Origin of the sequence: Antrihabitans cavernicola (genome assembly GCF_008297975.1) — a bacterium.
Classification (GTDB): domain Bacteria; phylum Actinomycetota; class Actinomycetes; order Mycobacteriales; family Mycobacteriaceae; genus Antrihabitans; species Antrihabitans cavernicola.
The window spans coordinates 527526-553356 of the sequence record NZ_VLNY01000001.1 but is presented as its reverse complement, the minus strand read 5'-3'; the positions used below and the strand labels follow the sequence as shown (position 1 = coordinate 553356).

The window sequence follows — 25831 nt, the reverse complement described above, 5'->3', positions numbered from 1 at the left end:
GTTCGAAGGTTGGGAATCGACGTATGAGTCAGGCAATCGACAAGACCCCCAAGGTCCCGGACCGAGGGCACGAGAGCGAGATCTCTCGCCAGCGGCGGTTGCACTGGATTCGCGAACAGAGCGGAAACGATCTGACCGCTCTCGATCGATTCACTCTCGACCCCGCGCGCTTGGTCGGCAATATCGAGAACCTCGTTGGCAGCGTGGAGATTCCGGTCGGATTGGCCGGGCCGCTGCTGTTCGACGGCGAGTACGCGACCGACTGGATCACCGCACCGTTCGCCACCACCGAGGGTGCGCTCGTTGCCTCGGTCTCGCGTGGTGCGCTGGCGGTCTCGCGGTGCGGCGGGGTGGTGACCCGGGTGCTGGGTCAACGAATGATCCGCGCACCTCGATTCGATCTGGACGACATCGTCAGCGCCCAGCGCTTCGGCCAGTGGGTGCAGGACCACTTTCGTGAGATCACCGCAGAGGTCGCGACAGTCTCGCGGCACGCAAAACTGATCGAACTCCGCCCGGTGCAGATCGGTCGCAGCGTCGACATCCTCTTCGAGTACGAGACCGGCGACGCATCCGGTCAGAACATGACCACCGCCTGCACTTGGCGGGCCTGCCTGTGGATCGAAAAAGCCATCGAAGCCGTGCCGGACCTGGCACTGCGCAGCTTCTGCATCGAAGGCAACGCCGGCGGCGACAAGAAGCTCATGCAACGGTCGCTGATCAACGGTCGCGGTATGCGCGTGACGGCCGAATGCCATATCGATGCAGCCACTCTCGCGCGGGTACTCAAGGTGACCGCCGACGACATGGTTCGTGCCTTCACCATCGGAGTGACCGGAACCGCGATGAGCGGCGGGGTGATGCCGAACATCAACGTGGCCAACTCCATCGCGGCGATCTTTGCCGCGACCGGACAGGACTTGGCGTGCGTGCACGAGTCCGGCGCGGGCTTGCTCACCATCGAAGCGGAAGGCGACGGCATCTATGCGTCGCTGCTGTTGCCATCACTTGCCATCGGTACCGTGGGCGGCGGAACCAGCCTGCCGCAGCAGGCGAACTACCTGAAGATGATGGGCTGTGGCGGCACCGGGACGGCTCGCAGGCTCGCCGAGGTGATCGCCGGCTACTCGCTGGCACTCGATATCTCGACCATCGCCGCCGTCATCGGCGGTCAGTTCGCCACCGCCCACGAGCGGCTCGGCCGCAATCGACCGATCCATTGGTTCACCGAGTTGGACCTCACGCCGGAGTTCTTCCAGCCGTTGCTTGCCGAGGCGACGGCAGACCCCGGCGCGACCGTGGAGACAGTGAAGATCCTCGGAAACGTCACGGATGCCAGCGTGATCAGCGAGCTCACACACCGGGTGAGTTCGCAGAAACTCGTCGGCATTCTGCCGCTCGACCTGCACGTGAGCGGTCGGTCTGAGCCGATCGAAGCGGTCGTCAAATCCAAGCCGCTCGACGCCGAGGTGGTGCTCGCCGCGCATCGCTTGGTCTCCCTCGCCGGTGGCCGGTTGTCCGAGGCATGGTCGCGCGGTAGCGATGTCAGCGGTTTTCTCGGCACCCACATGCGCGAGCTCGCTCTCTACCGTGATCCCGGGCCGATGGCCGCGGTCATGCCCAAGTGCTACGGGATCTACGAGGCACCCGAGCGAGAAGCGTTTCTGCTGGTGCTCGAACGCCTCGACACGGGCGTCATTCTCAAGGACTCCGGGAACCGGCCGCAGGATTGGCGCGACTTCCATATCGAGGCAGCTCTGACGGGAATCGCGGGAGTGCACGGCCACTGGTACGGGCGTGAGGCGGAACTGCTGGAGAACGAGTGGTTGGGACCGCCGACGCGCGCCGCTCGCGTTGCGGACATGTCCGATCTGTGGCTCGGGCTCTACGAGCACCATCGCCAGGAATTTCCGCACCTGGTCGACTCGGCGTGGCTTGCCGAAGTCGGTCAGCAGATCGCCACCATGGGCACGTGGTGGCGAGAGCTGGAAGCGATGCCGCGCACCCTCGTGCACAACGATTTCAACTCACGCAACATCGCGCTGCGTCGATCTCCCGACTCCGACGACGACGGTGATATCGATGGGTTGTCACTCGTCGCGTACGACTGGGAATTGACCACAGTTCATGTCCCGCAGCGTGATCTGGTGGAGTTGCTCGCGTACGTTCTCACCCCGGATGTGTCGAGCGAGACCGTGGAACACTTCGTCGAGTTCCATCGTCGAGCGGTATCGAAGGTTGCCGGCGTGGAGATCACGCCCGAACTGTGGCGGCGAGGATACCGACTGGCGTTGTCGGACTTCGTCATTCGACGGCTCTCGCTCTACCTGTTGGCGCACACGGTCCACCGGCTCTCGTTCATCGAACGTGTCGTCGCAACAGCACAAACGCTGGGACGCATCGAGAACGAGGCCACCTGATGGAGGTTCACCATCTCAACTGCGGCACCATGTCGCTGGGCGTCGTCGACCATTGCCTCCTTGTCGAAACCGCCGACTCGCTGGTGCTGATAGACAGCGGCTTCGGAATCGATTGTGTGCGTGCACCGGACGACATCCTCGGTTTTGCTCGCCACCTCATGCGGCCTGCACTCGACGAGAACGAGACCGCAATTCGGCAGATCGAGAGGCTGGGTTTTGCTCCCACCGATGTGCGCCACATCGTGTTGACGCACCTGGATCTGGACCACGCGGGCGGCATCGCCGACTTTCCCTGGGCCACCGTCCACGTGCACGGGCCCGAGTTTCGTGCCGCGATGAAGCCCAGCAGATCCGATCGGTTTCGGTACCGGGCGCAGGAGTGGGCGCACGATCCGCGATGGAAACTCAACGAATCCGGTGGCAGCGAACGCTGGTTCGGGTTCAAGTCCGTCCGAGACCTCGATGGACTGCCGCCGGAGATCCTCGTCGTTCCGCTCTACGGCCACACCCGCGGTCATGTCGGGGTCGCAGTCGACACCGGTACCGGTTGGCTGCTGCATTGCGGCGACGCATTCCTCACCGAACTGCAGTTCAATCCGCTGCTGCCCGGGCTGTTTTTCGCCGATGCCCTGTACGGCGCGCCGGATCCGAAGCTCGCCTTCGCCAGATTGAGCAATCTGCGCCGCCTGATCGATCTGAACAACAGGCACAGTGACGAGGTCACGGTGTTCTCGTCGCACGACCGAACCGCATTCAACCGACTCGCCTCTCGATAAGGATCGAAGTAGTGGCTACCAAACAACTGACGACGCAATCTCCGTTCCCGCTCCGACTGCTTGCGTACTCCAACGAGCGTTTCCCCTACTGGCAGGTCCTGAGCCAGTTCCCGATGTTCGTCGCAGCATTCCTCGTCGGACAGGCGGCGGTCGGACGAGACCCACACTTCGCGTGGGCGATCCTCTTCGGCTTCATCGGATTCGTCGCCTACACCCTGATGGTGCGCGCGATCGACGATCACAAGGATTGGGAGCACGACAGCAAGCACTACCCGGACCGCGTGCTGCAGAGCGGTCTGATCACGTTGAAGCACTTGAAGATCGTGGGAATCATCTGCTTCCTGCTGTCGATCCTCGCGTCGCTGATCGTGGACCGTGGCATCGGCCGAGTCACGATGTGGTGGTTCATCATCATCGTCACCAACAACCTGGTGCAGCTCGCGCAGATCAAGAACCCGAAGGTCGGCACCTGGATCGAATCGCGTCGTGTGCTCCTGGCATTGACCGTTGTTCCGTTCTGGGGCTTGGGTTCTGTGTGGATCGCACAGATGGGTGCGGACGGGCGATGGCTGACCGCCGACATCTGGTGGCTGGTCGCGCCGTGGTGCGTCGGCGCGCTGCTGCTCGAGATCGCACGGAAATCGCAGGACCCGGACGACACCCGCGAGACTGTGGTCGACTACACCAAGAAGAGTTCGTCGTGGACTCGCTCGTTGGGTCTGGTCGGCACGGTGTCGACGTTGGTTGCTCTCGCGTTTCTCGTCACGTTGCTGGAATACGTCCTGCTGAACTCGCTCGGTTACGACGTGTGGTGGGCGACGCTCGCATTGGTGATCACGATGCTGCTGCCGCTCGGCGCGGCGGGCTGGTTCGCTGTCAAGCCGGACCGGTATCGCGCGAAGACCGTGGCCGAGCAGTCGGCAGGAGTATGGCTCATCGGGCAGATCATCCTGGTGATCGCCCTGCTGGTCGTTAATTGAGTTCGTACGCTGGGAATTTGGACAACAGGGATTTCGACGACATGGAGTTTGCGATAGTCGGTGCCGCGGTTCGGCTTCCTGGCGTGGCGGACCTCGACGAGTTTCGGACCGATCTGCTGGCGGGTGGTACGCACTTCGACACCGTCACGCGCGAGGAGTCGGTGGCCTCCGGGCTGCCTGCGAGCGAGATCGACAGCGAGACCTACATACCGCTGGCGTCGATTCTGGCGGACGCGGAACACTTCGATCGCGACTTCTTCGGTATGACGGCCGCCGAGGCGCGCGCCACCGATCCACAACATCGACTGCTGCTGTCGTTGGCGCACGATGCGATGGAGTCCGCAGGCCTGAACGGATCGTCGGCGGTGTGCGGCGCGTACACGAGCGTGTCCGCATCCAGCTACTACCTCGATCGTGTTGTGCCCGAACTGGAGTCGAACACCGCCCGCGTCGACATGCCCTCGTTCCTCGGCAACGACCGAGACTTCGTCAGCACCAGGCTCGCCTACAAGTTGGGGTTCACCGGGCCTGCGATCACCGTGCAGACCGCGTGCTCGAGTTCGTTGGTGGCGTTGCACCAGGCGTGCCTCGGACTGGCCTTCGGCGACGTCGACATCGCCCTGGTCGGTGCGGTGTCGCTCAAGATTCCGCAGGCGCAGGGCTATGTGTTCGAGCACGGCGGCATTCTGTCGCCGACGGGCGAATCGCGGCCGTTCGACGCCAAGGCAAACGGCACGATCCGCGGTAGTGGCGGTGGGGCAGTGGTGGTTCGTCGCCTCGACGACGCGATTGCCAACGGCGACAACGTTCTTGCAGTCGTGGCCGGGACGGCGATCAACAACGACGGCGCCAATCGGATGAGCTTCAGCGCACCGTCGGCATCGGGCCAACAGCGTGCGCTCACCAAGGCACTCGCCAGAGCGCAGATCGCGCCGGACAGGGTCGGCTACATCGAGGCGCACGGAACGGGCACTCCGCTGGGTGATCCGATCGAGTTCAAAGCGATCTCCCGCGCGTACAAGTCGACAATGGATCGTGCCGAGCCGCGCTACCTCGGGTCGCTCAAAGCCAACTTCGGGCACCTCGACGTCGCCGCGGGAGTTGTGGGGCTGATCAAGGCCCTGCTCGTGGTGCGCCACGGTCAGGTCTTTCCGCAGCCCAGCTACGACCAGCCCAACGACGCCATCGACTTGACCAAGGCTCGGTTCGACATTGCGACCGCGCCTGTGTCACCGGCAGATTCGGAGTATGCGGCCGTCAGTTCGTTCGGAATGGGCGGAACGAACGCGCATGCGGTGCTGCGACGAGCGGTGGTGTTGGAGAGCCAGGTGTCGAGCGCTCCGGCAGTCGTCACGCTGACAGCTCGCACCGACAAGACACTGGCGGACTATCGAAGCCGATTGGCACGCTTCCTGCGGGATCAGCCTGATGTGGCGTTGGCTGATGTGGCAGCGACGGTTGCCAAGAGAACCGTGCACGCGCACAGTTGGTCGGCCAGAGTCGAGTCTGTCGCGGAGTTGGTCGAGCGGCTTGCCGGTCCGTCGGACGATGCTGCAGTTGAAAGTGATTCGCCTGTCGGGCACCAAATCTGGTTGCCGCCGGTACCGCTCGACGTGACGTACTGCAGTGTTCCGCCGACTGCGCAGTCGTCCGAACCGCGTGAGTCGAACGTCGCCACGTCGCCGCGGGATGTCCGTTCCCATTTTCTGGCGTTGGTCGCCGAAGAACTCGGCACCGACGTCGACGACGACACGGACTTCTTCGACGCCGGTGGCGAATCGATCGCACTGGTGGGGATCGTCGGAAAGCTCTCCGATCTCGCCGGCTTTCGACCGGACTTCGACGGGCTCGACGGAAAGACCAGAGTCGGTGACATGATCGGCGTTCTGAGCGCGCAGGCGGATTCGCAGGTGGTTGCAACAGCAAGGCTGTTGCGGTTCGGCGCCGACGGCGGACGTCGCATCTACTTCTATCCCCCTGCGGGCGGGACCAACTTCGGCTACGCGGCATTGAGCCGCCTCGTCCCGGAATTCGACATGCGTGCGTTCAAGGCGACCGCGTTGGTGGACGCAACGATCGAACAGATTGCAGCCGAATGTATTTCGATCCTCGAATCCGAGGAATCGCTGGATCGACCGCTGCTGCTCGGTGGCTACTCGTTCGGCGGTAACGTGGCGTTCGAGATTGCCCGCCAGCTCGAGGCGGCCGGCCATCCCGCGCCGGAGAACATCGTGATGTTCGATTCCTTTGCGCCGTCGGCTTTTCGGAACCTCGGCGCGGGTTCGCAACAGATGGCTACCGAGGTCGAGCAACTCGCACGTAACGCGTCCGCCGACGATCTCGAGCGCTTCACCACCACGTGGCTCGCCAATAATAGAGCGCTCGGTCGCCATCGGCCGGATGGTGTGATCAGCGCGCCGATCACGCTGCTCCGAGCGCAGGAACAGCTGTCCGCCAAGGAGTCCGAGACCTTGGGCATCGACGTCGACGTCGCATCGAACTGGCAGCAATACACCGAGGCATCGGTGCGCATCGTAAATATTCCGGGCGGCCACTACACGATCTTCACCGACCGATCGAATCTGGCTGCGCTGGCTCGCTCGTTCGTCGACGTCCTCGGAGAACGACGATGACTCGATACGCGACACCGAGTCAGCGGCGATTTGTCCTCGCCGCCAAGATGCGTCCGGCAGACCCCTCGATGAACTGGTCGCTGCTGTGCATGCTTCCCGAGGGCACCGATCCGCAGCGGATGGCCGATGCGGTGCGGGCGTCGATGTCGGAGTACGACAGTGCCCGCGAGGCGTTCGACATCGATGCGCGCGGCGACATCGTGGCGACTCTCGTTCCGTTGCAACACACTTGCGATGTCGTGCACTATGTCGATCAGGACGAATTGCACGCTGCGACGAAGAAGCGCGCCGATACACCGTTCGATCTCTCGGTAGTTCCGCTCTATCACTCGGAGATCGCCGTCGTCGGGACGCGAGCGTACTTCGTCTTCGTCGGTGCGCACATCGTCGCCGACGGTCGCGGTTTCTACAACATGACCCAGGACTTCGCCGGGCATTACGCAGGCCCTGACTATCGCAGCCCCAGCACGTCGTCCCCGGTCGATACGGCCGAAGACACATCCGATCGTCTCGACGACGCGGTCGCGTACTTCGCCGAAACGTTTGCCGGGGTGGAGAGCCTGCAGATCGACGAATGGGATCGGCGGGACAGCAAGGGACGCATCGTCGGGGACATCACGAGATCGCCGATGCCGTTCGACGAATACGACGGTGCAAAACAACTGGCGGGTGAGCTCGGCGTTCGCCGCTACTCGGTGCTGCTCGCGGTGTACGGGCTCACACTCGCCTGCATGACGGGCGAAACCGATCTTGCGGTCTCCAATCCCATGGCCAACCGCCGCGCGGACGCGAATGCCGCTGCTACTCGCGGAGTTCGGGTGAACTCGTTGCCGGTGCGGATCGATATTTCTGCACACTCGACGTTTGCGAGTCTGTGCACAAGCATCGATCACCAGGTCGGAAAGCTCGTCGAGTTCGAGCAGTTCGCGTTCTCCGACTTCGCGCGCCAGTTCTTCTCCACCGAGTCGGTGGACACCACCCAGCCGTCCGCGGGCTTCACCTTGCACCCGCAACCGTTGGCCCCCGTGGTCGACGGTCGTTCAGGCGAACCGGTCAACGTCGACCGTGACTACATTCAGTATCCGATCTCGCTGGCTGTCGAAATCGATTCCGGCGAAGTAGTTCTCATCGTCGAGTTGGCTCGCCAGATTCCCGACACCGACGTCGCCGCGCTGTTCAGGACGGTGTTGCGCCAAGCCGTCACGTCGCTCGGTGCAGTGCCGCTCGACAGTATCGACTGGGCGACAGGTAGCACGGCGGCTCGCATCGACGCCACGAAGCACTGGCAGGCCGGAACGTTGGTGGAGGCCTTTGCCGCATCGGTGCGCGATTCGCCCGACGCCACCGCCGTGGTCGACGAGGTCGGGCGTGTGAGCTACCGCGAGCTGGCCGACGCTTCCGATCGGATTGCGCGAGCGATCGCAGCGGGTATCGACGGCCCCATGGTCGGTGTGTCCCTGGAGCCGTCCATCGAGCTGATCGCAACGATCCTGGGAATTCTCCAGGCGGGCAAGATATACGTGCCGATCGACAGCACGGCTCCCATCGGCCGACTGCAGCAGATCGTCGCGACCTGCGGCGAGTTGAACGTGCTCGGTGTGAACGACACGTGGGACGGCGTCGACGGCTTGCGGATGATCGATCCTCGGACGTTGCCACCCGGCGGCGAGATCGACGGTACCGCAGTGACTGCCGATGCCATCGCGTACGTGATTTTCACCTCCGGCACCACTGGCGAGCCGAAAGGTGTTCAGATATCGCATAGTTCGGCATTGCGCTTCTTCGACAGCGTTCGCAACGATCTTGCACTCGGAGCGCAACGCTGGCCGCTGATGCACTCGATCTCGTTCGACATCTCGGTTGTCGAGATATTCAATGCCCCGCTCAACGGCGCGGCTCTGTTCATCCCGACCGCCGAGATCAAGAAGGATCCGCAGCGACTGCGGGATTACTTGGTGGACAACGAGATCGACGTCATCTCGCAGACGCCGTCGGCATTCACGATGCTGCAGCCGCTGTTGTTGGACGGCGCGTGCCCACGGCTGAAGTCGGTGGTGCTCTGTGGTGAGCGGTTGGAACTGCAGTCGCTCTCGGCGTTCGTCGATGCACGACCCGATGTTGCGCTGATCAACTGTTACGGCATCACCGAGACATCGATGTACCACACGCACTATCGGCTGCCGTCGGATGCTGCCGCGATTCCCGACGAGTCGGTGATCGGAATTCCGTTGTCCGACACCACGATGTGGGTGGTTGATCGCGAACATCGGACAGTTCCGCGCGGAGTACCCGGAGAGTTGGTGATAGCCGGGCCTGCTCTGATGGACGGATACATCCACCGGGAAGCACTGACAGCCGAGAAGGTCGTGATGATCGACGGTGTCCGGTCGTATCTGTCGGGGGATCGCGGGTATCTGGCGACCGACGGGCAGTTCGTCGTCCTCGGCAGGTTCGATTCCCAGGTGAAGGTGCGCGGGCATCGCTGCGAACTGGGCGAGATCGAGAGTGCACTGCGCAAGACCGGTGAGGTCGACAAGGTGTGCGCCATGGTGTTCGGCGCGGGCCTTGCAACCGAGTTGGTCTGCTTCGTCGTGCTGAAGCCGACGGGTTCGCTCGACCGATTGCGATCGTCGTTGCACGATTGGCTTCCGCGCTATCTGGAGCCCGATCACTGCATTGCGCTGCAGCGGATTCCGGTGAACACCAACGGCAAGGCGGACACGGATGCCTTGGCCGAGCTGTACCGGAATCGAGCCGACGACACCCCCGCCGAGCGTCAGGTTGCTGCGGAGCACACGTCGATCAGCGAGGCGGTCGATCAGATCTGGCGTGATGTGTTGGGCAACGACGACTTCGACGGCTCGACGCGATTCTTCGAGGCAGGCGGATCGTCGGTCTTGTTGCTCCGTGTCCGCGAGGAGATCCGATCGCGCCTCGGCATCACCGACTTCGATGTTGTCGACCTCTTCGAATACTGCACTCCCGATTCGCTGTCGGAGTTCCTCGACGAGATCAGCTGATCGGCGACTACACCATGTGCAACTCGACCGACTGGCCTTCTGTCAGCGGGAAATATGCGAGGAACGTGACGTCCTCGTCGAGCGCATCGAAATGGCTGATGACGACGTCGGCGGGCTCGTAGAACACATCGCCCGGTGACAGGATGGTCGACTCCTGTCCCTCGACCTGGAACAGGACTCGGCCTGCGAGGACGTTGCCGACAACGGGTCCGTTGTGAACGTGCGCGCCCGCTGCCAGGCCGGCGCGCATCCGGATTCGTCGTGTCTCGACTCGCTGGACCGGCGCTGCCGTCGCGATCGATGCGTCGAGTACCACTTCCCGGGTCATCGGGGTTTCGTCGGTGAGCGGAGTGTCCATTCGCTCAGCTTCCCAGGTATGCCAACGCGGCCACGACCAGGGCTTGCGTTCCGGTGTCGAGGGTCGGCTGGATGACCGGCGCGAACAGCGGTGAGTGGTTGCCCGGGATGTCTTGCGAGACGCGACCTCTGTCCGACGCTGCCGCATAGGTTTTCGGATCGATACCGCCGAAAGCCCAGTAGCTGTACGGGATTCCGAAGGCGTTGGGGATGTCGCCGAAATCTTCGCTCGCTGATACCTGCGGCAGTTCGACAGCGTGTTCGCCGAAGAAATCTTCGAAGGCGCTCGCGAGCTTGGCGGTTGTGTCGGAGTCGTTGTCGGTCAACGGATACCGATCGTAGAGTTCGAACTCAGGGTCCTTCGGGGAGTCCGATGCGCGACATTCCGCTGTCACGATGCGTTCGATCGCGGCGAGGATCGTCGAACGTGTTGCTTCGTCGAAGGTTCGGATGTTCAGCCTCAGTTCGGCGCTGTCGGAGATGACATTGCTCTTCGAGCCGGCATGGATGCTGCCCACGGTGACCACCGCGGTCTCGCCCGGTGCGACCTCGCGCGAGACGACGGTCTGCAGTCGAATCACGATCATGGCGGCAAGAACAACCGGATCGACTGTCGTCTGCGGCATCGAACCGTGGCCACCACGACCGAACACTGTGATCTTCATACTGTCGGCGGCGGAGAAGACCGGACCGGACCGGGTTGCGACGGTTCCCGCGGGTGCAGCCAGAACGTGTTGTCCCAAAGCGATATCGGGTTTGGGAATCCTCTCGGTCAGCTTGTCGTCGACCATGCCCCGTGCACCGTCCGCGGTCTCCTCGGCGGGTTGAAACAGCGCGATCAACGTGCCGCTCCATTCAGCGCGGCTGTCGGCCATCAGCTGGGCTGCGCCGAGGAGGCAGGTGACATGGGTGTCGTGGCCGCACGCGTGCATCACGGGGACCTCGTTGCCATCGGCGTCGGTCGCAACGGCGGCACTGGCGTAGGGAAGACCGGTGGCTTCCTTGACCGGTAGCGCGTCCATGTCGGCTCGTAGCAGAACCGTGGGCCCTGTGCCGGATTTCAGCACACCGGCCACGCCGGTGCCGCCGATACCTACTTCGACGTCGAACCCGCAATCCTTCAACCGATCGGCGACGATGCCTGCGGTGCGCTGCTCTTGGTGGGACAGTTCGGGATTGCTGTGTAAGTCCTTGTACAGCGGCTCTTGCCATTCGCGTACCGCCGCCAAACCTGCAAGCACGGCCGATGTGGACACACATACCTCCCGAGTTGGTTTCCGCTCCCAACCGTACGCCCGGGTATGCTGGGAGACAGGGCCCGCTCGGTGCCCCCGGACGACGGATCAGTACCCGGACTGCGACAAGACTGGCCAGCAGAGGTGAATTGTCGTGGCGTGGTTGATTTTGGTCGTATCCGGTGTCCTGGAAGCTGTCTGGGCGACGGCGCTCGGAAAGTCCGAGGGGTTCTCGAAACTGTTGCCGTCGTTGGTCTTCGGAGTTGCGCTCCTCCTCAGCATGGCTGGACTTGCGATTGCCATGCGCGACATCCCGACCGGTACCGCCTACGCGGTGTGGGTGGGGATCGGGGCGTCCCTCACTGTTGCCTACGCGATGGTGTTCGGCGGCGAGTCGGCGTCGTTGTTCAAGGTGGCGCTGATCGTGGGTCTGGTCGGGTGCGTGGTCGGTCTGAAGTTGGTCGACGCCGGTCATTAGAGTGCCGATCATGAGCGAATCAGGCGACACCGTTGACGCGATCAATCACATGATGGCGACCGTTATTCCGGCCCTGGGGAAGATGGGGGTCAAGGCGGTCGAGGCACGTCGCGGTTTCGCCGCATCGAGCGTTCCGATCGAGGGCAACAGCAACCACTTCGGTGCGATGTATGCAGGCATCCTGTTCAGTGTCGCGGAGGTGCTGGGTGGTGTCATCGCCACGTCGACGTTCGACTCGTCGAAGTATTTTCCGCTGGTCAAGGATCTCCAGATTTCGTTTCGGCGTCCCGCAACCACCGATGTGCGGGCGGAGGTGAGCCTCGACGACGCCACCATCGACAAGGCGACCGCTGATGCCAAGGAGAACGGCAAGGCCGAATTCTTCCTCGATGCCGTTGTCACCGACGCGAACGGGGTCACCGTTGCTACCACCCATGGGACCTACCAGCTGCGCGTATTGCCCAGCTGATTTTCGATGGAACCGAACCGGGCTTTGCGGCGTCCAAGTAAGTGTCGGGACAGCTTGCGACCAACCCGGCCAACGGATGTGCCCGACCGATGAGTTCTCGGCCGGGCACATCTGTTTCATCCGACCGGGACCGGCTCGGGCGCAGAGCGCGCCGGGATCCGAATGCTGACGCACATGCCGGCGGCAAAGACACAGAGCGCGGACGCAATCCAGAACGCCATGTCGTAGTTGCCGTTGGCGTCACGGAGATATCCGGCGCCTGCGGCGGCGATCGCGGCGCCGATCTGATGCGACGCGAACACCCAGCCGAACACGATCGGCGAGCGGTCGCCGAAGAAGATGCGGCACAGCGCAACCGTCGGCGGCACCGTCGCAACCCAGTCCAAGCCGTAGAACAGGATGAATACCCACATGCTGGGTTTCGCGCTGTCAGTGAGCAACGACGGGAGCACCAGCAGGGATGCGCCGCGGCCCAGGTAGTAGACCACCAGCAACATCCGCGGATCGACGCGATCGGTGAACCAGCCGGACAGGATGGTTCCGGCGACGTCGAACACGCCGACCACTGCCAGCATGCTCGCCGCCGTGGTGACGGGCATGCCGTGATCATGGGCCGCGGGGATGAAGTGCGTGCCGATCAGCCCGTTGGTGGTGGCACCGCAGATGGCGAAGCTGCCTGCGAGCAACCAGAAGACGGGGGTCCGCAGGCCCACGAGCAGGGCGTCGACGGCGGCCCGCGCGCTGCTTCCGGTGCGCGTCGACGGTGGTGGGCCGGGGTCCTCGTCGGTTGCGCCGAAGGCGCGAATGCCCCTGTCGTGCGGGTGGTTTCGCATGAATAGGAGCACCAACGGCACCACCGCCAGCGATGCCGCTGCGACCACCAAAGATGCGACTCGCCAACCATGACTGGTCGTGATGGCGGCAACCACGGGAAGGAAGATCAGCTGCCCCGTCGCATTGGCTGCGGTGAGGATGCCGGTGATCAGCCCACGGCGTCCGACGAACCACCTGTTCGCCACCGTCGCGACCAGTGCCATCGACATGGAGCCGGTCCCCATGCCGACGCACACGCCCCACAACAACACCAGTTGCCAGCTGTGCGTCATGAAGACACTCAGGGCGGTGCCACCGGAGATGAGCAGCAGCGCTCCGGACATGACCGGCCTGATGCCGAGCTTGTCCATCAGTGCGGCTGCGAACGGCGAGGTGAGGCCGAACAGCGTCATGTTCACCGACATCGCCGCGCCGATCGTGGCGTGCGACCAGCCGAACTCGTTGTGCAGCGGATCCATCATGACGCTGGGCACCGACCGGAAGCCGGCGGCGCCCAACATGGCGACGAAGGTGACGGCCGCAATGATCCAGGCCCAGTGCGGCACAGCGAGGCGTTTGTTCACCACTGAACTGTCCTACGAAGAGGATGCATGCACCATTGGCAGGACTGCCTATATATGAAAGAATTCTGCCATGAAGCGTCACCAGGTTGTCGTGCTGCTGATCGAGCCGATCGTCGGATTCGACGCGTCCATTCCGCCGCTGATCTTCGGAACCGCGTTGGGGCCGGACGGCGACGAGTTGTACGACGTGACGCTCTGTGGGCTGTCCACCGATCCGGTCGCCACGACTACGGGGTACGCGATCGTGCCCATGGCGGGACCGGAGGCGTTGGAGACCGCGGACACCGTGATCGTTCCGGGGACCAAGTCCGCTCGGACGCGAACGGACGGATCATTGCCGGACGATGTCGCTGCTGCGCTGTCGCGGATCAGGCCCGGCACTCGAATGGTGTCGATTTGCACCGGTGCCTTCGTTCTCGCTGCGGCCGGACTGCTCGACGACCGGCCTGCGACGACACACTGGCGCTATGCCGCCGAGTTCAGGACGCTGTTCCCGAAGGTGCGTCTCGACGAGGAAGTGCTGTTCGTCGACGACGGGGACGTGCTCAGCTCGGCAGGCCTCGCTGCGGGAATCGACTTGTGCCTGCACATAATTCGGCGCGATCACGGTGCCGCGGTGGCGAACGATGCCGCCAAGTACTGCGTCGTTCCGCCGTGGCGTGAGGGCGGGCAGGCCCAGTTCATCCAACGACCGGTTCCGCAGGCCGCCAACGATTCGACAGCTCGCGCGCGCGAGTGGGCGTTGGAGAATCTGCACGATGCGATCAACGTCGAACAGCTGTCACGGATCTCGAACATGAGTGTCCGAACCTTCAATCGTCGCTTCACCGAGCAGACCGGCCGCTCGCCGGGGGCGTGGGTGCTGGAGCAGCGGATCGAGCGAGCGCGACATCTACTGGAGTCGGGCGATCTGCCGATCGACGAGGTCGCCCGTCAGGCCGGCCTCGGCACGGGAGCCAGTCTGCGGCAGCATATTCGGCGCAGCGTCGGGATGTCGCCCCTGCGCTATCGGAAGACTTTCCAGGGGGTGTAGAACGATTGCGCGCGGTTAAGTGGCGGCCGCCAGCCGCGCCAGCAACCGCTGCTCCACCACCGGCCAGTCTTCGGCGATGATCGAGAACAAGACGCTGTCGCGGACTGTGCCGTCGGGGCGGCGGAAATGGCGTCGCATGGTTCCCTCGTACTGGGCGCCCAATCGTGAGATCGCTTGTTGTGAGCGCTTGTTCCGGACGTCGGTCTTCAACTGGACCCGTCCGGCGTGCAAGACCTCGAACGCGTAGCGCAGCAGCACCAACTTGACCTCCGGATTGACGGACGTGCCCCACACCGCGGGTGTGTAGAGGGTGCTCCCGATTTCGACGCGCGCATCGTGGCTCGACACATCGAGGTAAGACGTGGTGCCGATTGCCGATCCGGCTGGCAGATCGCCACGGCGGGCGGTGGTCCGAATCGTCCACGGCTGCCAGCCCGGTCGTGCGCACATCGCTCGCAGCGCCGTTTCGAAATGCTCGGGGTCCGTGGGCCGACCCGGTACGTGCGCCCACACCCGATCGTGATTCAGCGCCGAAAACAAGTCGACGGCATCGGCTTTCGGGTCGACCGGGGTCAGGTCGACGGTGGCGCCCAGCAGGGCGACTTCCCGCGGAACCGGCCAAGTCATCTCCGGCCACGCCCGATCCGTCGGTCGCGGATCGGGGCGTGGCTCGAAACGATCGGGATCGTCGATGGCGCGTGTCACACGGTGCAGTCTGCCCGAACTTGCGCTACACCGAAACGAGTTCCATGATCCCGTCGGCGACGGCTCCTGGATTGTCCAGTGCGACAAAGGTCTTGGCGTTCGGCACTTCGGTGAGGCTCGCGTTGGGGAACACCTTCGCGAGGCGTCGACCGTATTCCGGCTTGAAGCACCGATCGGCCTGACCCCAAATGATCTTGACGGGCTTGTCGAAGCGGCCGAGGCGAGTCGAGACGGCATCCAGTTCTGCCGGATCGAACTCCGCACAGAACAGCGCGGTGTCGCGACGAATTGCCTTGTCGCCGCTCATGGTGGGTTGCATCCAGGACACCACGAGATCGTCGTCCAGGTGGTTGGCAAGCAAGCCGACGCCCAGGTCGGAATGGCGGAGGCGCTTGGACCGCATGCTCGCCATCAGCGGGCCGATCGCTGCCTGGTGCCTGGCGACCTTCACCAGCACGTTGAACGGATACGGCGGGAAATTGGTGTAGGCGTCGCAGTTGGTGAGTACAAGCCGCCCGATGCGCGAGTGGTCGGTATCGATGAGGAATTGGCAGATGGCACCACCGCTGTCGTTGCCGACCAGGGTCACGTCGGACAGCTTGAGCGCATCGATGAATTCGTTGACCAGCTTCGCCATGGCGGGGAAGGAGAAATCGGTGCCCGGGTCCATCGGAAGTTCGTGTGCACCCAGCGGCAGGTTGGGCTGGATGCATCGAACACCCTGCGCTGCGAGCCGATCGGCTACGCCGTCCCACAGCCGACCGTCGACCAGCAGGCCGTGGACGAACACGACTGTCGGTGTACCGGGCGCATCAGGCCCGACGGCGCGGTAGCGAATGGTTCCTTGATTCAGTCTGACGTCTGGCATCGTTGACCCCGTCTCTGCTGAGATTATTTACAAACACCGTGTACGTAACTTACAAACAGGATGTATGGAAGTCAACCGTCGTACCCAAGCCGAACGCTCGGCCGATACCCGGGCCGCGTTGGTCGCGGCCGGTAGAAGGCTGTTCACCGAACATGGTTTCGGCGGGGTCGGCACCCAGACGATCGGCAAGGAAGCCGGCGTCAGCAGGGGTGCGCTCTACCACCAGTTCGCCGACAAGACGGAGCTGTTCGCCGCGGTCTTCGAAGACGTCGAAGAGTCCGTGATCGAGCGGATCGGCCAGATCGTCGGGGAAGCGGACATCACCGGTCCGCTCGACGCCATGGAGATCGGTGCGCACGCGTGGCTGGACGTCTGTGCCGAGCCCGAAGTGCATCGCATCGTGCTGATCGAAGCGCCGTCCGTGCTCGGCTGGGAACGCTGGCGCGAATCCGGGCTCAAATACGGTCTCGGCCTGATCGAGGGCCTACTGACCGGGGCGATGGCCGAAGGCTTGATTCCAGAGCAACCCATTCGCCCACTGGCGCACGTGATCGGCGCGATGGTCGACGAAGCCGCGCTCTACGTGGCGCGGGCTGACGACGCCGAGGCCGCCCGAAAAGAGATGTACGCGATCACAACTCGGTTCCTGCAGGCGCTGACTACGCCTTGACGAGTGTGTAGAACTCGCGCGCATGTTCGTCTTCGTGCTTACCATCGCGAGGTGACCGACGCCTATCTGGAAACCGACAACGCTCGAATCCATTACACCGACACCGGCGGTGACGGCCCCGCGGTGTTGCTCGGCCACGGTTTCCTACTGGACAGCGACATGTTCGACGCGCAGGCGCAGGCCCTCTCGCCGAAGTACCGATTGATCACGGTGGACGCGCGCGGCCACGGCCGTACCGAGGACGCGGGAGAGCCGTTCAGCTACTGGGATTCGGCCGGCGACTCCTGGGCCGTACTCGACCACCTGGGCATCGGCGAGGCCGTTGTCGGCGGTATGTCGCAGGGTGGATTCACCGCGCTTCGAATGGCGCTGCTGCAGCCCGATCGAGTGCGCGCGCTGATTCTGATCTGCACTGTCGCCGAGGCGTACAACGTCGCGCAACGGGAAAGCTATCGCGGATTGACCGACGCCTGGATCGGCGACGGACCCATCGAGCCGATCGCGAAAACGCTTGGGGCGCAGATGATCGGCGGAACCGATGCCGACCGGGCGCCGTGGCTCGACAAGTGGCGGCACGGTAATCGGAAACTCATCACGCAAGCGGCGAACACACTCGTCGATCGCGAGTCGATCACCGATCGAGTCGGCGAAATCACCTGTCCCGCAATTCTTATTCGCGGAGCGCAGGATCAAGCGATCACCGACGAGGACATGACTGCGCTGCAAACACAATTGGGCGGCCCCGCCGAGGCGCACACGATCGAGGGTGCGAGTCACGCTGTCAACGTGACCCACTCCGAGCCGGTGAACGAATTGCTGCTGAATTTCCTTGCAGGAGTGCAGACCTAAGCGCTCGCGCGCGCCGCTTCGCGGGCCAGCAACCGATCGCGCTGCTCCTCGAACTTGCGCGCCTGCTTCTCGAGATCCTCGAGGAAGCTAGCGAGGTCTTCACGCGTGTTCTCGCCCGCGGCGGTCAGGTCGTTGCGCTCGAAGATGTTCCATTTGCGCAGCACCGGCCACACGACGTCATCGAGGTGCTGACGCGGATCGTAGATGCCATGCTTGGCCATCAGCACGCCGTTGCGGCGGAAATTGGGCATGCCGAATCCAGGCATCTGGAAGTTCTGCAGCACCGAGTTGATCGCTGCCAGAGTCTGATCCGGCGCCAAGTCCATCGCGGCGGCACACATGTTGCGGTAGAAGATCATGTGCAGATTCTCGTCGGCGGCGATCCGCTGCAACATCCGATCGGCCACCGGCTCGTTGCACGCGCGTCCGGTGTTGCGATGCGAAACCCGAGTCGCAAGTTCCTGGAAGGTCACGTAGGCAACGGAGTGCAGAAAGCTGGTGCCCCACTCTTCGGGCGCGTCCACGCCGTTGGTCATGTGGATCATGCGGGCCTGTTCGAGTGCGACGGGATCGACCGCGCGCGTCACGACCAGGTAGTCGCGGAGCACGATGCCGTGCCGGTTCTCCTCGGCGGTCCACCGGCCGACCCAGGTGCCCCAGGCGCCGTCCATGGAGAAGTTCTCCGCAATGCCGCGGTGGTACGACGGCAGGTTGTCTTCGGTGAGCAGGTTGGTGATCATCGCCGCCTTGGCGACCTCACCCAGCTTGGACTGCTCGGGCTCCCAGTCGTCGCCACCCATTGCTGCGAAGTTGCGACCGTCGTCCCAGGGGACGTAATCGTGCGGGTGCCATTCCTTTGCCATGGAGATGTGGCGATCGACGTTCTCACCGGCAACCGGCTGCAGCTCGGTGAGAAGCTCCAGCTGTGTCAGCTCTTTCGTCATCTGCATTTACCCCTTGTACTCGGCAATTATCGGCACCCGGCCCGCTTCGGGCATGTCGCATCCCGATCCGTGAACGCTGGAACGACGCAGAGCGTATCCGAATTCGTGATCCGACTCACCGTCCACAGCGAGATTCTGGACAGTTCACCGCTAATTCACAGAGAACCCATACTTGGCGACTGTTATGTCCGAGAAGCTTCCGCCGCGACAGAAGTTTGTCGGCCATAGCGTGGTGTCATGGCTCAGCACGCAATCGAACGATCGACGGAATTCGACGCATTTCTGCAGACGCTGTGCGGTCTACCTGCAGCAGCAGCGACCGCATGTGATGCATGGACGGTGCACGACCTCGTTGCGCACCTGGCGGGGTGCTTCGAAGAAGTGAACCGCCATCTCGATGCCTACCTGGCGCATGCACCCCTGATGGACACCCGCGGATTTGCCGAACGGGAAGCCGAATTCGTGAAACTCCCGCATCAGGATTTGCTCGATTCGTTGAACGGGCACGAAGCCGACTTTCGCGACAAGCTGGCGTCTGTACTCGATCGCGAGCCGAATGCCACGATGCGCTGGACTGGCAGGCAGATGCGGGCGTCGTCGTTTCTGACCCACTTGCGCAGCGAATGCGCACTGCATCGCTGGGACATGGCGGGCGACGACGCGACAAGCACCGAATTGCTCGGCCAATACGAGTTGCTCGAGCACGCCGTCAGCGCGATCGGGGCGAAGCCGATGACCGCGCGCGGTCTGACCGGCGAGACACCGTCGTCGTGGCACGGCCGCGTCGCCAGCCCTGGCCACCCCGACTTGCTGGTCGACGTGGACGGCGGCGGCACACCTGCGCTGTCGCTGGTGCCCAGCGCGGGCGAGCCGGACATCGTCGCTGATCAAGCCGCCCGTTTGCTGATGTGCTGGGGGCGCACGCCGCAACCCGCGACCCGACTGGTGATCGGAGCCGACCGGGTCGCGGCCGATCGAGTGCGGCAGCTGTTGGCGGGCTACTGACCCGGTGGCAGTTCGCGCGGACCCGGTCGCGGTGCCAGTTCCTCGCGATGATGGCGACCGGAGATCCGCGGGGTCAGGTCGTCGTCAGCTGCCGGTAGGGAGCCGGTACTCCACGACGTGTCGATCTCTGCGTACTCGCGCGGTTCCGAACCGAGCCGTGTCGTCGTGATCTTGCGAAGCGACGGTTGCGGAGACTCGCCGACGACCTGCTGATCATCGGTGGTGGCCGAAGGGCCGCTCTGCTGCTCGTCGTAGCTGACCTTGCGGCGTCGGGTGAAGGAGAAATGGACCTCGTCGAACTCTTCGATCAACGTGCGGGCCGACCGGAAGGGCGACACGCTGCCGATCGTCTTCGACACCACCGACGGCACGAACGGCTTGACCAGTCCGGTCACCTGATTGGTGAGGTCCGGGATGGAGTTCGGCACATGCAGCCCTGCAGGCAATATCCCCAACGGGCCGCTCCTGCGGGCAGGCGCGTCGGCCTGCTCCAGCGTTGCGGGAAGGTTTTTGGTTTCGCTGACCTCGACCTCGTTGGTCGGGGCCTCGGCCGCAATCGGGGCTGCCTTCTTCTTCGGGGCCGCATTCAGTTCCCGCGCAACGGATTCGGCGATCGGCAGCCGATGGCTCGTGGCTGTCGGCAAGCCGCCCTGGGCGGCGATGACGCGTCGACGCTGTTCCTCGCGGTCGATCTCCGTCTGCGCCTCGGCAGCGAGCCGCGCCTTGGCCAATTGCTGTTCCGCCCACAGGTTCTCGGCCTCGGCCCGCACCTGTGCGCGCTTGACGGCTATCGCGGTCTCGGACTCCTGCTCGGCGCGATCGCGCACGGTCTGCGCTGCGTCGTGCCGGTCCTGATGGGTTTCACCGCGCCACAGCTTCAGCAGCAACGGCAACAGGCTGAGCAGCGCGAAGAACGCGATGGTGAGCAACCGCAAGAGCATCGCGCCCGCGTTGCCGGTGGTGTAGTCGTGCATCGCGGTCCAGCGGGCACCGAGGCCACGATCGACGTCGGTGGGGGCTGCGGCCTGCGCGGACGCGAGGGCGGTCTCGTTCTGCCGGATCTCCGCGTCGAGGCCGGGTGCCTGGCTGTCCCGCGTTGCCGTGGTCAGGTCCAGCTCGCGCTGGGCGCCCGCGAGCATGTCGTTGGCGTTGCGCGCTTCGGGTCCGGTGCCCGGATCGCCGGTGATCTTCTGCGGCGGGCAGTTGGGGTTCGGGTTGTATTCGCAGCGGGCGGTCACCAGTGCGTCGTCGACGTGGGTGCGCGCGTCACGGACAGAATCGTCGAGGCGAGCGCGATCGCCGCGCGCCTGATCGAGGCGCTGACCCGCCTGTACGACGGCAGGAGACGCCGCGGCCTGATCGGCGGCTTGCCGATCCAGCGACCGGTCGATTGCGCCGGAGAACAGCACAGTGGCAGCGAGCTCGCCGATGACGAGGCCGACGAAGAGGGCTATAGCCCCACGTCCGACCAGTCCGCGTCGGCTCGGATGCCGACTACTGGCGATCGCACGCGACAGAGCGCCCGCGAACAAGCCGAAGACCACGGTGAACGGCGCAATCGCGACGACCGGCAGCGAGGTCGCCGCAGCGATGGCAACGGTGGCGATGACCCAGGCGAGCAATCCGCCGAGTACGACCACCAATCCTGCGACCTGATAGGCCGACCGATCCTGCGACGAACTACCGGGTGATGCCTGACCACCGCCGAGCCATGCCAGGGCCTTACCTGGCGTCATTGTGTCTGCGTCGGGTTTCCTGTGCTTCTTATGAGCGCTCATGGGACTCCAACTGTCCTTTCCAGCGTTTCATAGAGGGTGCCAGATCACAGGCTCGAATCTGAAACATCCACAGACCTTGTGAACAAGTTCACAACCGCTTGCAATAGCTAGCACTCTGCTATCGGTGCAGGTCGCGGCTGTTCTCGGGCAGCGGATCGGCCTGCCAGCTACTCAACAGCCGCAGGGCGGACTCCGACGTGGACCCGGCTTCCACCGTGTAGATGCACAACGTCTGATCGGGATCGCCAGGCATGGTGAACGTCTCGTACCCGAATTCCACGTCGCCCATGATGGGGTGGCTCATCGACTTCTTGCCGAACGTCTTCTCCAGCACGTCGTGCTCGGACCACAGTCGACGAAAGTCGTCGCTCTTGATCGACAGTTCGCCGATCAATGCGGCCAGATCCGGGTCGTCGGGGTAGCGGCCCGCATCCCAGCGCAGATAACCGACGGTCTCGCGGGAGACCGCATCCCAATCGGGGTAGAGGCTTCGGCTCTCGTCGTGCAGGAACACCAGCCGAGGCATGTTCGCCTGCCACGGCTCCAACTCCGCGAAGTCTGTGATCATCGCGCACGCGAGGCGGTTCCAGGCCAGAACGTTCATCCGCCTGCCGAGAACGAATGCGGGCACGTCGGTCATGGAGTCCAGCACCCGCTGCAGTCCGGGCCTGACGCGCTGTGGTGGAAGTCGTTTCGGCCGAACGGGTTTCGTCAGCCTGCCGAGGTGCTTGCGCTCGCTCGGATCGAGTTGCAGCACCCGCGCGATCGCGTCGAGCACTGCTTCCGACGCACCGGACGCGCGACCCTGCTCGAGTCGCGTGTAGTAGTCGACGCTCACCCCCGCGGCGGCGGCGAGTTCCTCGCGCCGCAAGCCCGGCACCCGTCGCAATCCCAGCGACGGTCGCAACCCGACGTCCTCCGGAGTCAGCCGTGCACGGCGTGACCGCAAGAACTCGGCAAGCTCGGACGTCTCGGGCATGTCACCGAGTATCGCGCGAATCGCCCGCGTGGTGCCTGGTCCTGCGAAGACCAGGAACAACGCACTCTGCCTCGGTGAGGCGATCGGCCGAACCATCGGTGTCGTAACCGAACGCCTCTCTGACAAGGAGCACATCATGAATGCACCACTGCAGGGCCGCACCGCCGTCATCACCGGGGCGGCGAGCGGAATGGGTGCCGCAACGGCGCTCCACCTCGCAACTCAGGGAGCCAGGGTGGCGCTGCTGTCTCGTAGGCAGGACCGCCTCGACGACCTCGCCGCACAGATTCGCGCCGCCGGTGGCGAGGCCATGGTTCTCGCCGTCGACATCGCCGACGCCGATGCCGTGACCGCCGCCGCCGACCGAATCGACGCCGCGTGGGGCCCGATCGACACCGTGATCAACGCGGCAGGCGTCATGTTGGCGGCGCCGATCGACGACTCCCGATCCGATCAGTGGGCCCGCATGATCGACACCAATCTCAGTGGCACCCTGCACGTCATCCGCGCCTTCACGCCGGCACTGCTGCGGGCGGCGGAGAAGGGAACCACCGTCGACATCGTCAACGTCTCGTCGATCGCCGCGCATTTCGCGTTCCCGAACTACGCCGTCTACTCGGCTACAAAGGCTGCGGTGACGCATCTTTCGAACGCCCTGCGTAGCGAGTTCGGGCGGCGCGGGGTTCGGGTGACCAATGTCGAGCCAGGCCTCACCGATACCGAGTTGGGCACCCACCTCGACGAGGAGCGGCGCACCGAGCTGGGGTACATGTTCGACGCCATCGCGGCACTGAGCGCGGAGGACATCGCCGACCTGATCGGCTATGTGGTCACGAGGAGTCCGAACGTGAACCTGCGACAGGTGATCGTGCTGCCGACCCAACAGGCCTGACACGCCGTCAGCTGATCGCGGGCAACTACCCGATATCGGCGTGGAATAAACCAGAATTTCTCGCAGGGATGTCCGAATTTCTTCTCGATCGGTGCTTTACCTGCACAATTGCCTGTCGCAGCGCGGCTAATTCGGACGGCGTGAAAGGGAATTTAGAATAACGATGTAGATAAATGCGTGACCTTCACCTGTGAGCACACGTAGCGTTACCGACGATCATTTTCTTTCATCACGGCCGTCGGCCGCCCAGTAGGAGGAGATCGTGTCGGGAATGTCGCAAACATCGGTGCAAGCAATCGAATGGGGGACCGGGCTCAGTAATGCCTGGTCATCCGTTGCAAACTTCGTCCCCAAGCTTCTTGCATTTCTGGTCGTCTTCTTCATCGGCTGGCTCATCGCAAAGGCCGTGTCCAAGGCAGTCGGCCTCCTGCTCGACAAGATCGGCTTCGGCAGGCTGATCGAGAAAGCAGGAATCGACAAGTTTCTCCACACCGCAAACGTCACACCCGCCGGGCTGCTGACGAAACTGATCTACTACTTCATTCTGTTGATCGCATTGCAGCTGGCGCTCACGGCATTCGGACCGTCGAATCCGGTCAGCGAAATCGTCAACAAAATCGTGCTGTTCCTGCCGAAGGCAATTGTCGCTCTCGTCATCATCATCATCGTTGCGGCAATCGCGACTGCGGTGAAGAAGCTACTCGAGGAAGCTCTCGGCGGATTGTCTTACGGCGAATTGCTCGCGAAGATCGTTGCCGGATTCATCATCGCTCTCGGTGTGATTGCGGCACTCGGGCAGGTCGGGATCGGTACAGCAGTGACCACTCCCGTGCTGGTCACGGTGCTTGCCACTATCGGCGGCGTGATCATCGTCGGTGTCGGTGGCGGCTTGATCAATCCGATGCGCGAGCGTTGGGAATCGTGGCTGACGCAGCTGTCGGAGGACACCAAGAAGGTCAAGGAAGATCAGGCGGCGAAGAAGGCGGCCCAGCCACTGGCCTCGGCACCCACGTCGTCCTTCGACCAGCCGCAGGCATACAGCCAGGAACCCCCGCAGGGCTACCAGCCCAGTGGTGGATACGACCAGGGTGGGCAGCAGGGCGGCTACGACCCGAGTGGTCCGGCCGGCTACGGACCTGGCGGTCAGCCGGGTCCCGCGCCGCAGGGCTACAGCGATCCGCAGTACGGCCAGCACAGTTCGCAGGGCTACGGTCCTCCGGACTACAGTCAGCCGCCGCAGCCGGGTCAAGGTTTCGCCGATCCGAGGGATCAGCGGTTCGGCCCGCCGCCGTCGGGTGAGCAGCGCTGATCTACTGATTCACCCGAACGGGGTGTGTGCGTGCCGAAAGGTATGCGCACACCCCGTTTTCGGGTTCACGCGAGCCCGAAGGTCGCGGTGAGTGCCGGATCGTGGAACTTGACCACGCGAGTGATGCCGGTGGCAGTCGCGGCGAGCACAACGGCGCCATCGGGGCGCAACACACCCGTCGCGTCGCGGCGGTACACCGCGGCGGCGGGTTGACCGTTGGCGACGGTGGGCAGCATGCGCCAATCGCCGGGCTCGCCGAGCACGTACTCGTCGAGCATCCGGATGCAATTCGCGCGGCCCGCCTGCCATTCGCGGAATGGGGTCGCTTCCAGCGTTGCGTCGGCGCGGAGCACCTGTTCCAACAGTCGGGCATCCGATCGCTCGAAAGCCGCGATGTAGCCGTCGAGCAGCGCCCTGGCCCGCACGTCGGTCGGTTCGAGCAGTTCCTCGGCATCCGGGTCCACCTCGTCGAGCCGCGCGCGGGCGCGTTGCAGACCGCTCTTGACCGCCACGGTGGTGGTGTCGAGAATTTCCGCTGTCTCCGCGGCCGAGAACGCGAGCACCTCGCGGAGAATCAGGATTGCGCGTTGGCGCGGCGGAAGGTGCTGCAGGCTCGCGATGAGGGCCAGCCGCAGTGACTCACGTTGCACCGTCACCGCTGCCGGATCGTCGTCGGCCGCGGTGATCAGCTTGTCCGGTAGCGGGTCCAACCACGAAACCTCGCCTGGCGCAATCGGACTCGGTGGCCGGGCAGGGCCGTCGTACGGGCCCGACAGACCGGAGGGCAGCACTCGGATCCGACGTGGCTGCAACGCCGTGAGGCACACGTTGGTGGCGATTTTGTACAGCCAGGACCGCAGCGACGAGCGACCTTCGAAGTTGCCGTAGGACCGCCACGCCCGGAGGTAGGTCTCCTGCACCAGGTCCTCGGCATCGTGCACCGACCCGACCAGGCGATAACAATGGGCAAGGAGTTCGCGGCGATATCGCTCGGTCTCGGCCGCGAACCCGGCGTCGGTCATACCTGACTGTTC

The 25831-nt window shown here is 63.9% G+C and carries 22 protein-coding genes and 1 riboswitch; of the genes, 13 read left to right on the top strand and 9 right to left on the bottom strand.

All coding sequences use genetic code 11. From position 1 onward, the window contains the following. Window positions 1-23: 23 nt before the first annotated feature. Genes FOY51_RS02705 through FOY51_RS02685 form a run of 5 tightly spaced genes read left to right on the top strand, consistent with a single transcriptional unit; the run spans window position 24 to window position 9829 of the window. On the top strand, window positions 24-2420 hold the full coding sequence (locus FOY51_RS02705; protein ID WP_149428631.1) for a hydroxymethylglutaryl-CoA reductase: 2397 nt from the start codon (window positions 24-26) through the stop codon (window positions 2418-2420). Then, window positions 2420-3196: an MBL fold metallo-hydrolase gene (locus FOY51_RS02700; RefSeq protein WP_149428630.1), complete on the top strand. Its 777-nt coding sequence runs from the start codon at window positions 2420-2422 to the stop codon at window positions 3194-3196. The genes FOY51_RS02705 and FOY51_RS02700 overlap by 1 nt, the downstream gene beginning before the upstream one ends. A gap of 11 nt (window positions 3197-3207) precedes the next feature. Then, window positions 3208-4176 (top strand): UbiA family prenyltransferase, encoded by a 969-nt coding sequence (locus FOY51_RS02695; RefSeq protein ID WP_149428629.1) that lies wholly within the window; start codon window positions 3208-3210, stop codon window positions 4174-4176. A 17-nt stretch (window positions 4177-4193) separates the two neighbouring features. Beyond that, window positions 4194-6809, top strand: a complete 2616-nt coding sequence (locus FOY51_RS02690) for a beta-ketoacyl synthase N-terminal-like domain-containing protein (RefSeq protein ID WP_149428628.1) — start codon at window positions 4194-4196, stop codon at window positions 6807-6809. Beyond that, complete coding sequence (locus tag FOY51_RS02685) at window positions 6806-9829, top strand: non-ribosomal peptide synthetase (RefSeq protein WP_149428627.1); 3024 nt, start codon at window positions 6806-6808, stop codon at window positions 9827-9829. Before FOY51_RS02690 ends, FOY51_RS02685 begins: the two co-directional genes overlap by 4 nt. 7 nt (window positions 9830-9836) lie before the next feature. On the opposite strand, the gene FOY51_RS02680 is transcribed toward FOY51_RS02685, so the two are convergent. Further along, window positions 9837-10187: a cupin domain-containing protein gene (locus FOY51_RS02680; protein WP_149428626.1), complete on the bottom strand. Its 351-nt coding sequence runs from the start codon at window positions 10185-10187 to the stop codon at window positions 9837-9839. Between the two features lie 4 nt (window positions 10188-10191). Next, window positions 10192-11442 carry a M20 family metallopeptidase gene (locus tag FOY51_RS02675; protein WP_149428625.1) on the bottom strand — a complete coding sequence of 417 codons (1251 nt, stop codon included), beginning with the start codon at window positions 11440-11442 and terminating at the stop codon, window positions 10192-10194. A gap of 54 nt (window positions 11443-11496) precedes the next feature. Beyond that, a riboswitch (guanidine-III (ykkC-III) riboswitch) is annotated at window positions 11497-11561 on the top strand. Between the two features lie 14 nt (window positions 11562-11575). On the opposite strand from FOY51_RS02675, the gene FOY51_RS02670 reads away from it, so the two are divergent. Then, window positions 11576-11899, top strand: coding sequence for a DMT family transporter (locus FOY51_RS02670; protein ID WP_149428624.1), 324 nt, complete (start codon window positions 11576-11578; stop codon window positions 11897-11899). 10 nt (window positions 11900-11909) lie between these two features. After that, window positions 11910-12368, top strand: a complete 459-nt coding sequence (locus FOY51_RS02665; RefSeq protein WP_149428623.1) for a PaaI family thioesterase — start codon at window positions 11910-11912, stop codon at window positions 12366-12368. A 116-nt stretch (window positions 12369-12484) separates the two neighbouring features. Here the strand turns inward: FOY51_RS02665 and FOY51_RS02660 are convergent, their stop codons facing one another. Beyond that, window positions 12485-13765 (bottom strand): MFS transporter, encoded by a 1281-nt coding sequence (locus FOY51_RS02660; protein WP_235916061.1) that lies wholly within the window; start codon window positions 13763-13765, stop codon window positions 12485-12487. Between the two features lie 70 nt (window positions 13766-13835). Here FOY51_RS02660 and FOY51_RS02655 point away from each other — a divergent pair, with 70 nt between their 5' ends. After that, window positions 13836-14798, top strand: a complete 963-nt coding sequence (locus FOY51_RS02655) for a GlxA family transcriptional regulator (protein WP_149428622.1) — start codon at window positions 13836-13838, stop codon at window positions 14796-14798. A 15-nt stretch (window positions 14799-14813) separates the two neighbouring features. On the opposite strand, the gene FOY51_RS02650 is transcribed toward FOY51_RS02655, so the two are convergent. Beyond that, a complete protein-coding gene (locus FOY51_RS02650; RefSeq protein ID WP_235916060.1) occupies window positions 14814-15503 on the bottom strand; it encodes a GNAT family N-acetyltransferase in 690 nt (229 codons plus the stop codon). 25 nt (window positions 15504-15528) lie between these two features. Continuing rightward, the gene (locus tag FOY51_RS02645; RefSeq protein ID WP_149428621.1) at window positions 15529-16371 is read right to left on the bottom strand and encodes an alpha/beta fold hydrolase; all 843 of its coding nucleotides are present in this window, start codon (window positions 16369-16371) and stop codon (window positions 15529-15531) included. A gap of 64 nt (window positions 16372-16435) precedes the next feature. Here FOY51_RS02645 and FOY51_RS02640 point away from each other — a divergent pair, with 64 nt between their 5' ends. Both FOY51_RS02640 and FOY51_RS02635 read left to right on the top strand, forming a co-directional pair. After that, on the top strand, window positions 16436-17041 hold the full coding sequence (locus FOY51_RS02640; RefSeq protein ID WP_149428620.1) for a TetR/AcrR family transcriptional regulator: 606 nt from the start codon (window positions 16436-16438) through the stop codon (window positions 17039-17041). Between the two features lie 51 nt (window positions 17042-17092). After that, window positions 17093-17890 (top strand): alpha/beta fold hydrolase, encoded by a 798-nt coding sequence (locus FOY51_RS02635; protein ID WP_235916059.1) that lies wholly within the window; start codon window positions 17093-17095, stop codon window positions 17888-17890. Here FOY51_RS02635 and FOY51_RS02630 read toward each other — a convergent pair. Continuing rightward, complete coding sequence (locus FOY51_RS02630; protein ID WP_149428619.1) at window positions 17887-18834, bottom strand: acyl-ACP desaturase; 948 nt, start codon at window positions 18832-18834, stop codon at window positions 17887-17889. The genes FOY51_RS02635 and FOY51_RS02630 overlap by 4 nt on opposite strands. 237 nt (window positions 18835-19071) lie before the next feature. On the opposite strand from FOY51_RS02630, the gene FOY51_RS02625 reads away from it, so the two are divergent. Next, window positions 19072-19839, top strand: coding sequence for a maleylpyruvate isomerase N-terminal domain-containing protein (locus FOY51_RS02625; protein ID WP_149428618.1), 768 nt, complete (start codon window positions 19072-19074; stop codon window positions 19837-19839). Here FOY51_RS02625 and FOY51_RS02620 read toward each other — a convergent pair. After that, entirely contained in the window at window positions 19833-21575 is a 1743-nt protein-coding gene (locus FOY51_RS02620; protein WP_214633046.1) for a DUF4407 domain-containing protein, read from the bottom strand. The genes FOY51_RS02625 and FOY51_RS02620 overlap by 7 nt on opposite strands. Before the next feature lie 160 nt (window positions 21576-21735). Continuing rightward, a complete protein-coding gene (locus FOY51_RS02615) occupies window positions 21736-22596 on the bottom strand; it encodes a helix-turn-helix transcriptional regulator (RefSeq protein WP_149428616.1) in 861 nt (286 codons plus the stop codon). 136 nt (window positions 22597-22732) lie between these two features. Between FOY51_RS02615 and FOY51_RS02610 the strand changes: the two genes are divergently transcribed. Beyond that, the gene (locus FOY51_RS02610; RefSeq protein WP_149428615.1) at window positions 22733-23488 is read left to right on the top strand and encodes an SDR family oxidoreductase; all 756 of its coding nucleotides are present in this window, start codon (window positions 22733-22735) and stop codon (window positions 23486-23488) included. A 271-nt stretch (window positions 23489-23759) separates the two neighbouring features. Next, entirely contained in the window at window positions 23760-24797 is a 1038-nt protein-coding gene (locus tag FOY51_RS02605) for a mechanosensitive ion channel family protein (RefSeq protein WP_149428614.1), read from the top strand. 65 nt (window positions 24798-24862) lie between these two features. Here FOY51_RS02605 and FOY51_RS02600 read toward each other — a convergent pair whose 3' ends face one another. After that, entirely contained in the window at window positions 24863-25819 is a 957-nt protein-coding gene (locus FOY51_RS02600) for a sigma-70 family RNA polymerase sigma factor (protein ID WP_149428613.1), read from the bottom strand. Between the last annotated feature and the right edge of the window lie 12 nt (window positions 25820-25831).

Bases quoted from the DNA above. Each gene is read 5' to 3' on its own strand.
- FOY51_RS02705 (WP_149428631.1), top strand. From the start codon at position 24: ATGAGTCAGGCAATCGACAAGACCCCCAAGGTCCCGGACCGAGGGCAC.
- FOY51_RS02700 (WP_149428630.1), top strand. From the start codon at position 2,420: ATGGAGGTTCACCATCTCAACTGCGGCACCATGTCGCTGGGCGTCGTC.
- FOY51_RS02685 (WP_149428627.1), top strand. From the start codon at position 6,806: ATGACTCGATACGCGACACCGAGTCAGCGGCGATTTGTCCTCGCCGCC.
- FOY51_RS02680 (WP_149428626.1), bottom strand. From the start codon at position 10,187: ATGGACACTCCGCTCACCGACGAAACCCCGATGACCCGGGAAGTGGTA.
- FOY51_RS02665 (WP_149428623.1), top strand. From the start codon at position 11,910: ATGAGCGAATCAGGCGACACCGTTGACGCGATCAATCACATGATGGCG.
- FOY51_RS02655 (WP_149428622.1), top strand. From the start codon at position 13,836: ATGAAGCGTCACCAGGTTGTCGTGCTGCTGATCGAGCCGATCGTCGGA.
- FOY51_RS02645 (WP_149428621.1), bottom strand. From the start codon at position 16,371: ATGCCAGACGTCAGACTGAATCAAGGAACCATTCGCTACCGCGCCGTC.
- FOY51_RS02640 (WP_149428620.1), top strand. From the start codon at position 16,436: ATGGAAGTCAACCGTCGTACCCAAGCCGAACGCTCGGCCGATACCCGG.
- FOY51_RS02630 (WP_149428619.1), bottom strand. From the start codon at position 18,834: ATGACGAAAGAGCTGACACAGCTGGAGCTTCTCACCGAGCTGCAGCCG.
- FOY51_RS02625 (WP_149428618.1), top strand. From the start codon at position 19,072: ATGGCTCAGCACGCAATCGAACGATCGACGGAATTCGACGCATTTCTG.
- FOY51_RS02620 (WP_214633046.1), bottom strand. From the start codon at position 21,575: ATGACGCCAGGTAAGGCCCTGGCATGGCTCGGCGGTGGTCAGGCATCA.
- FOY51_RS02615 (WP_149428616.1), bottom strand. From the start codon at position 22,596: ATGCCCGAGACGTCCGAGCTTGCCGAGTTCTTGCGGTCACGCCGTGCA.
- FOY51_RS02610 (WP_149428615.1), top strand. From the start codon at position 22,733: ATGAATGCACCACTGCAGGGCCGCACCGCCGTCATCACCGGGGCGGCG.
- FOY51_RS02605 (WP_149428614.1), top strand. From the start codon at position 23,760: ATGTCGCAAACATCGGTGCAAGCAATCGAATGGGGGACCGGGCTCAGT.
- FOY51_RS02600 (WP_149428613.1), bottom strand. From the start codon at position 25,819: ATGACCGACGCCGGGTTCGCGGCCGAGACCGAGCGATATCGCCGCGAA.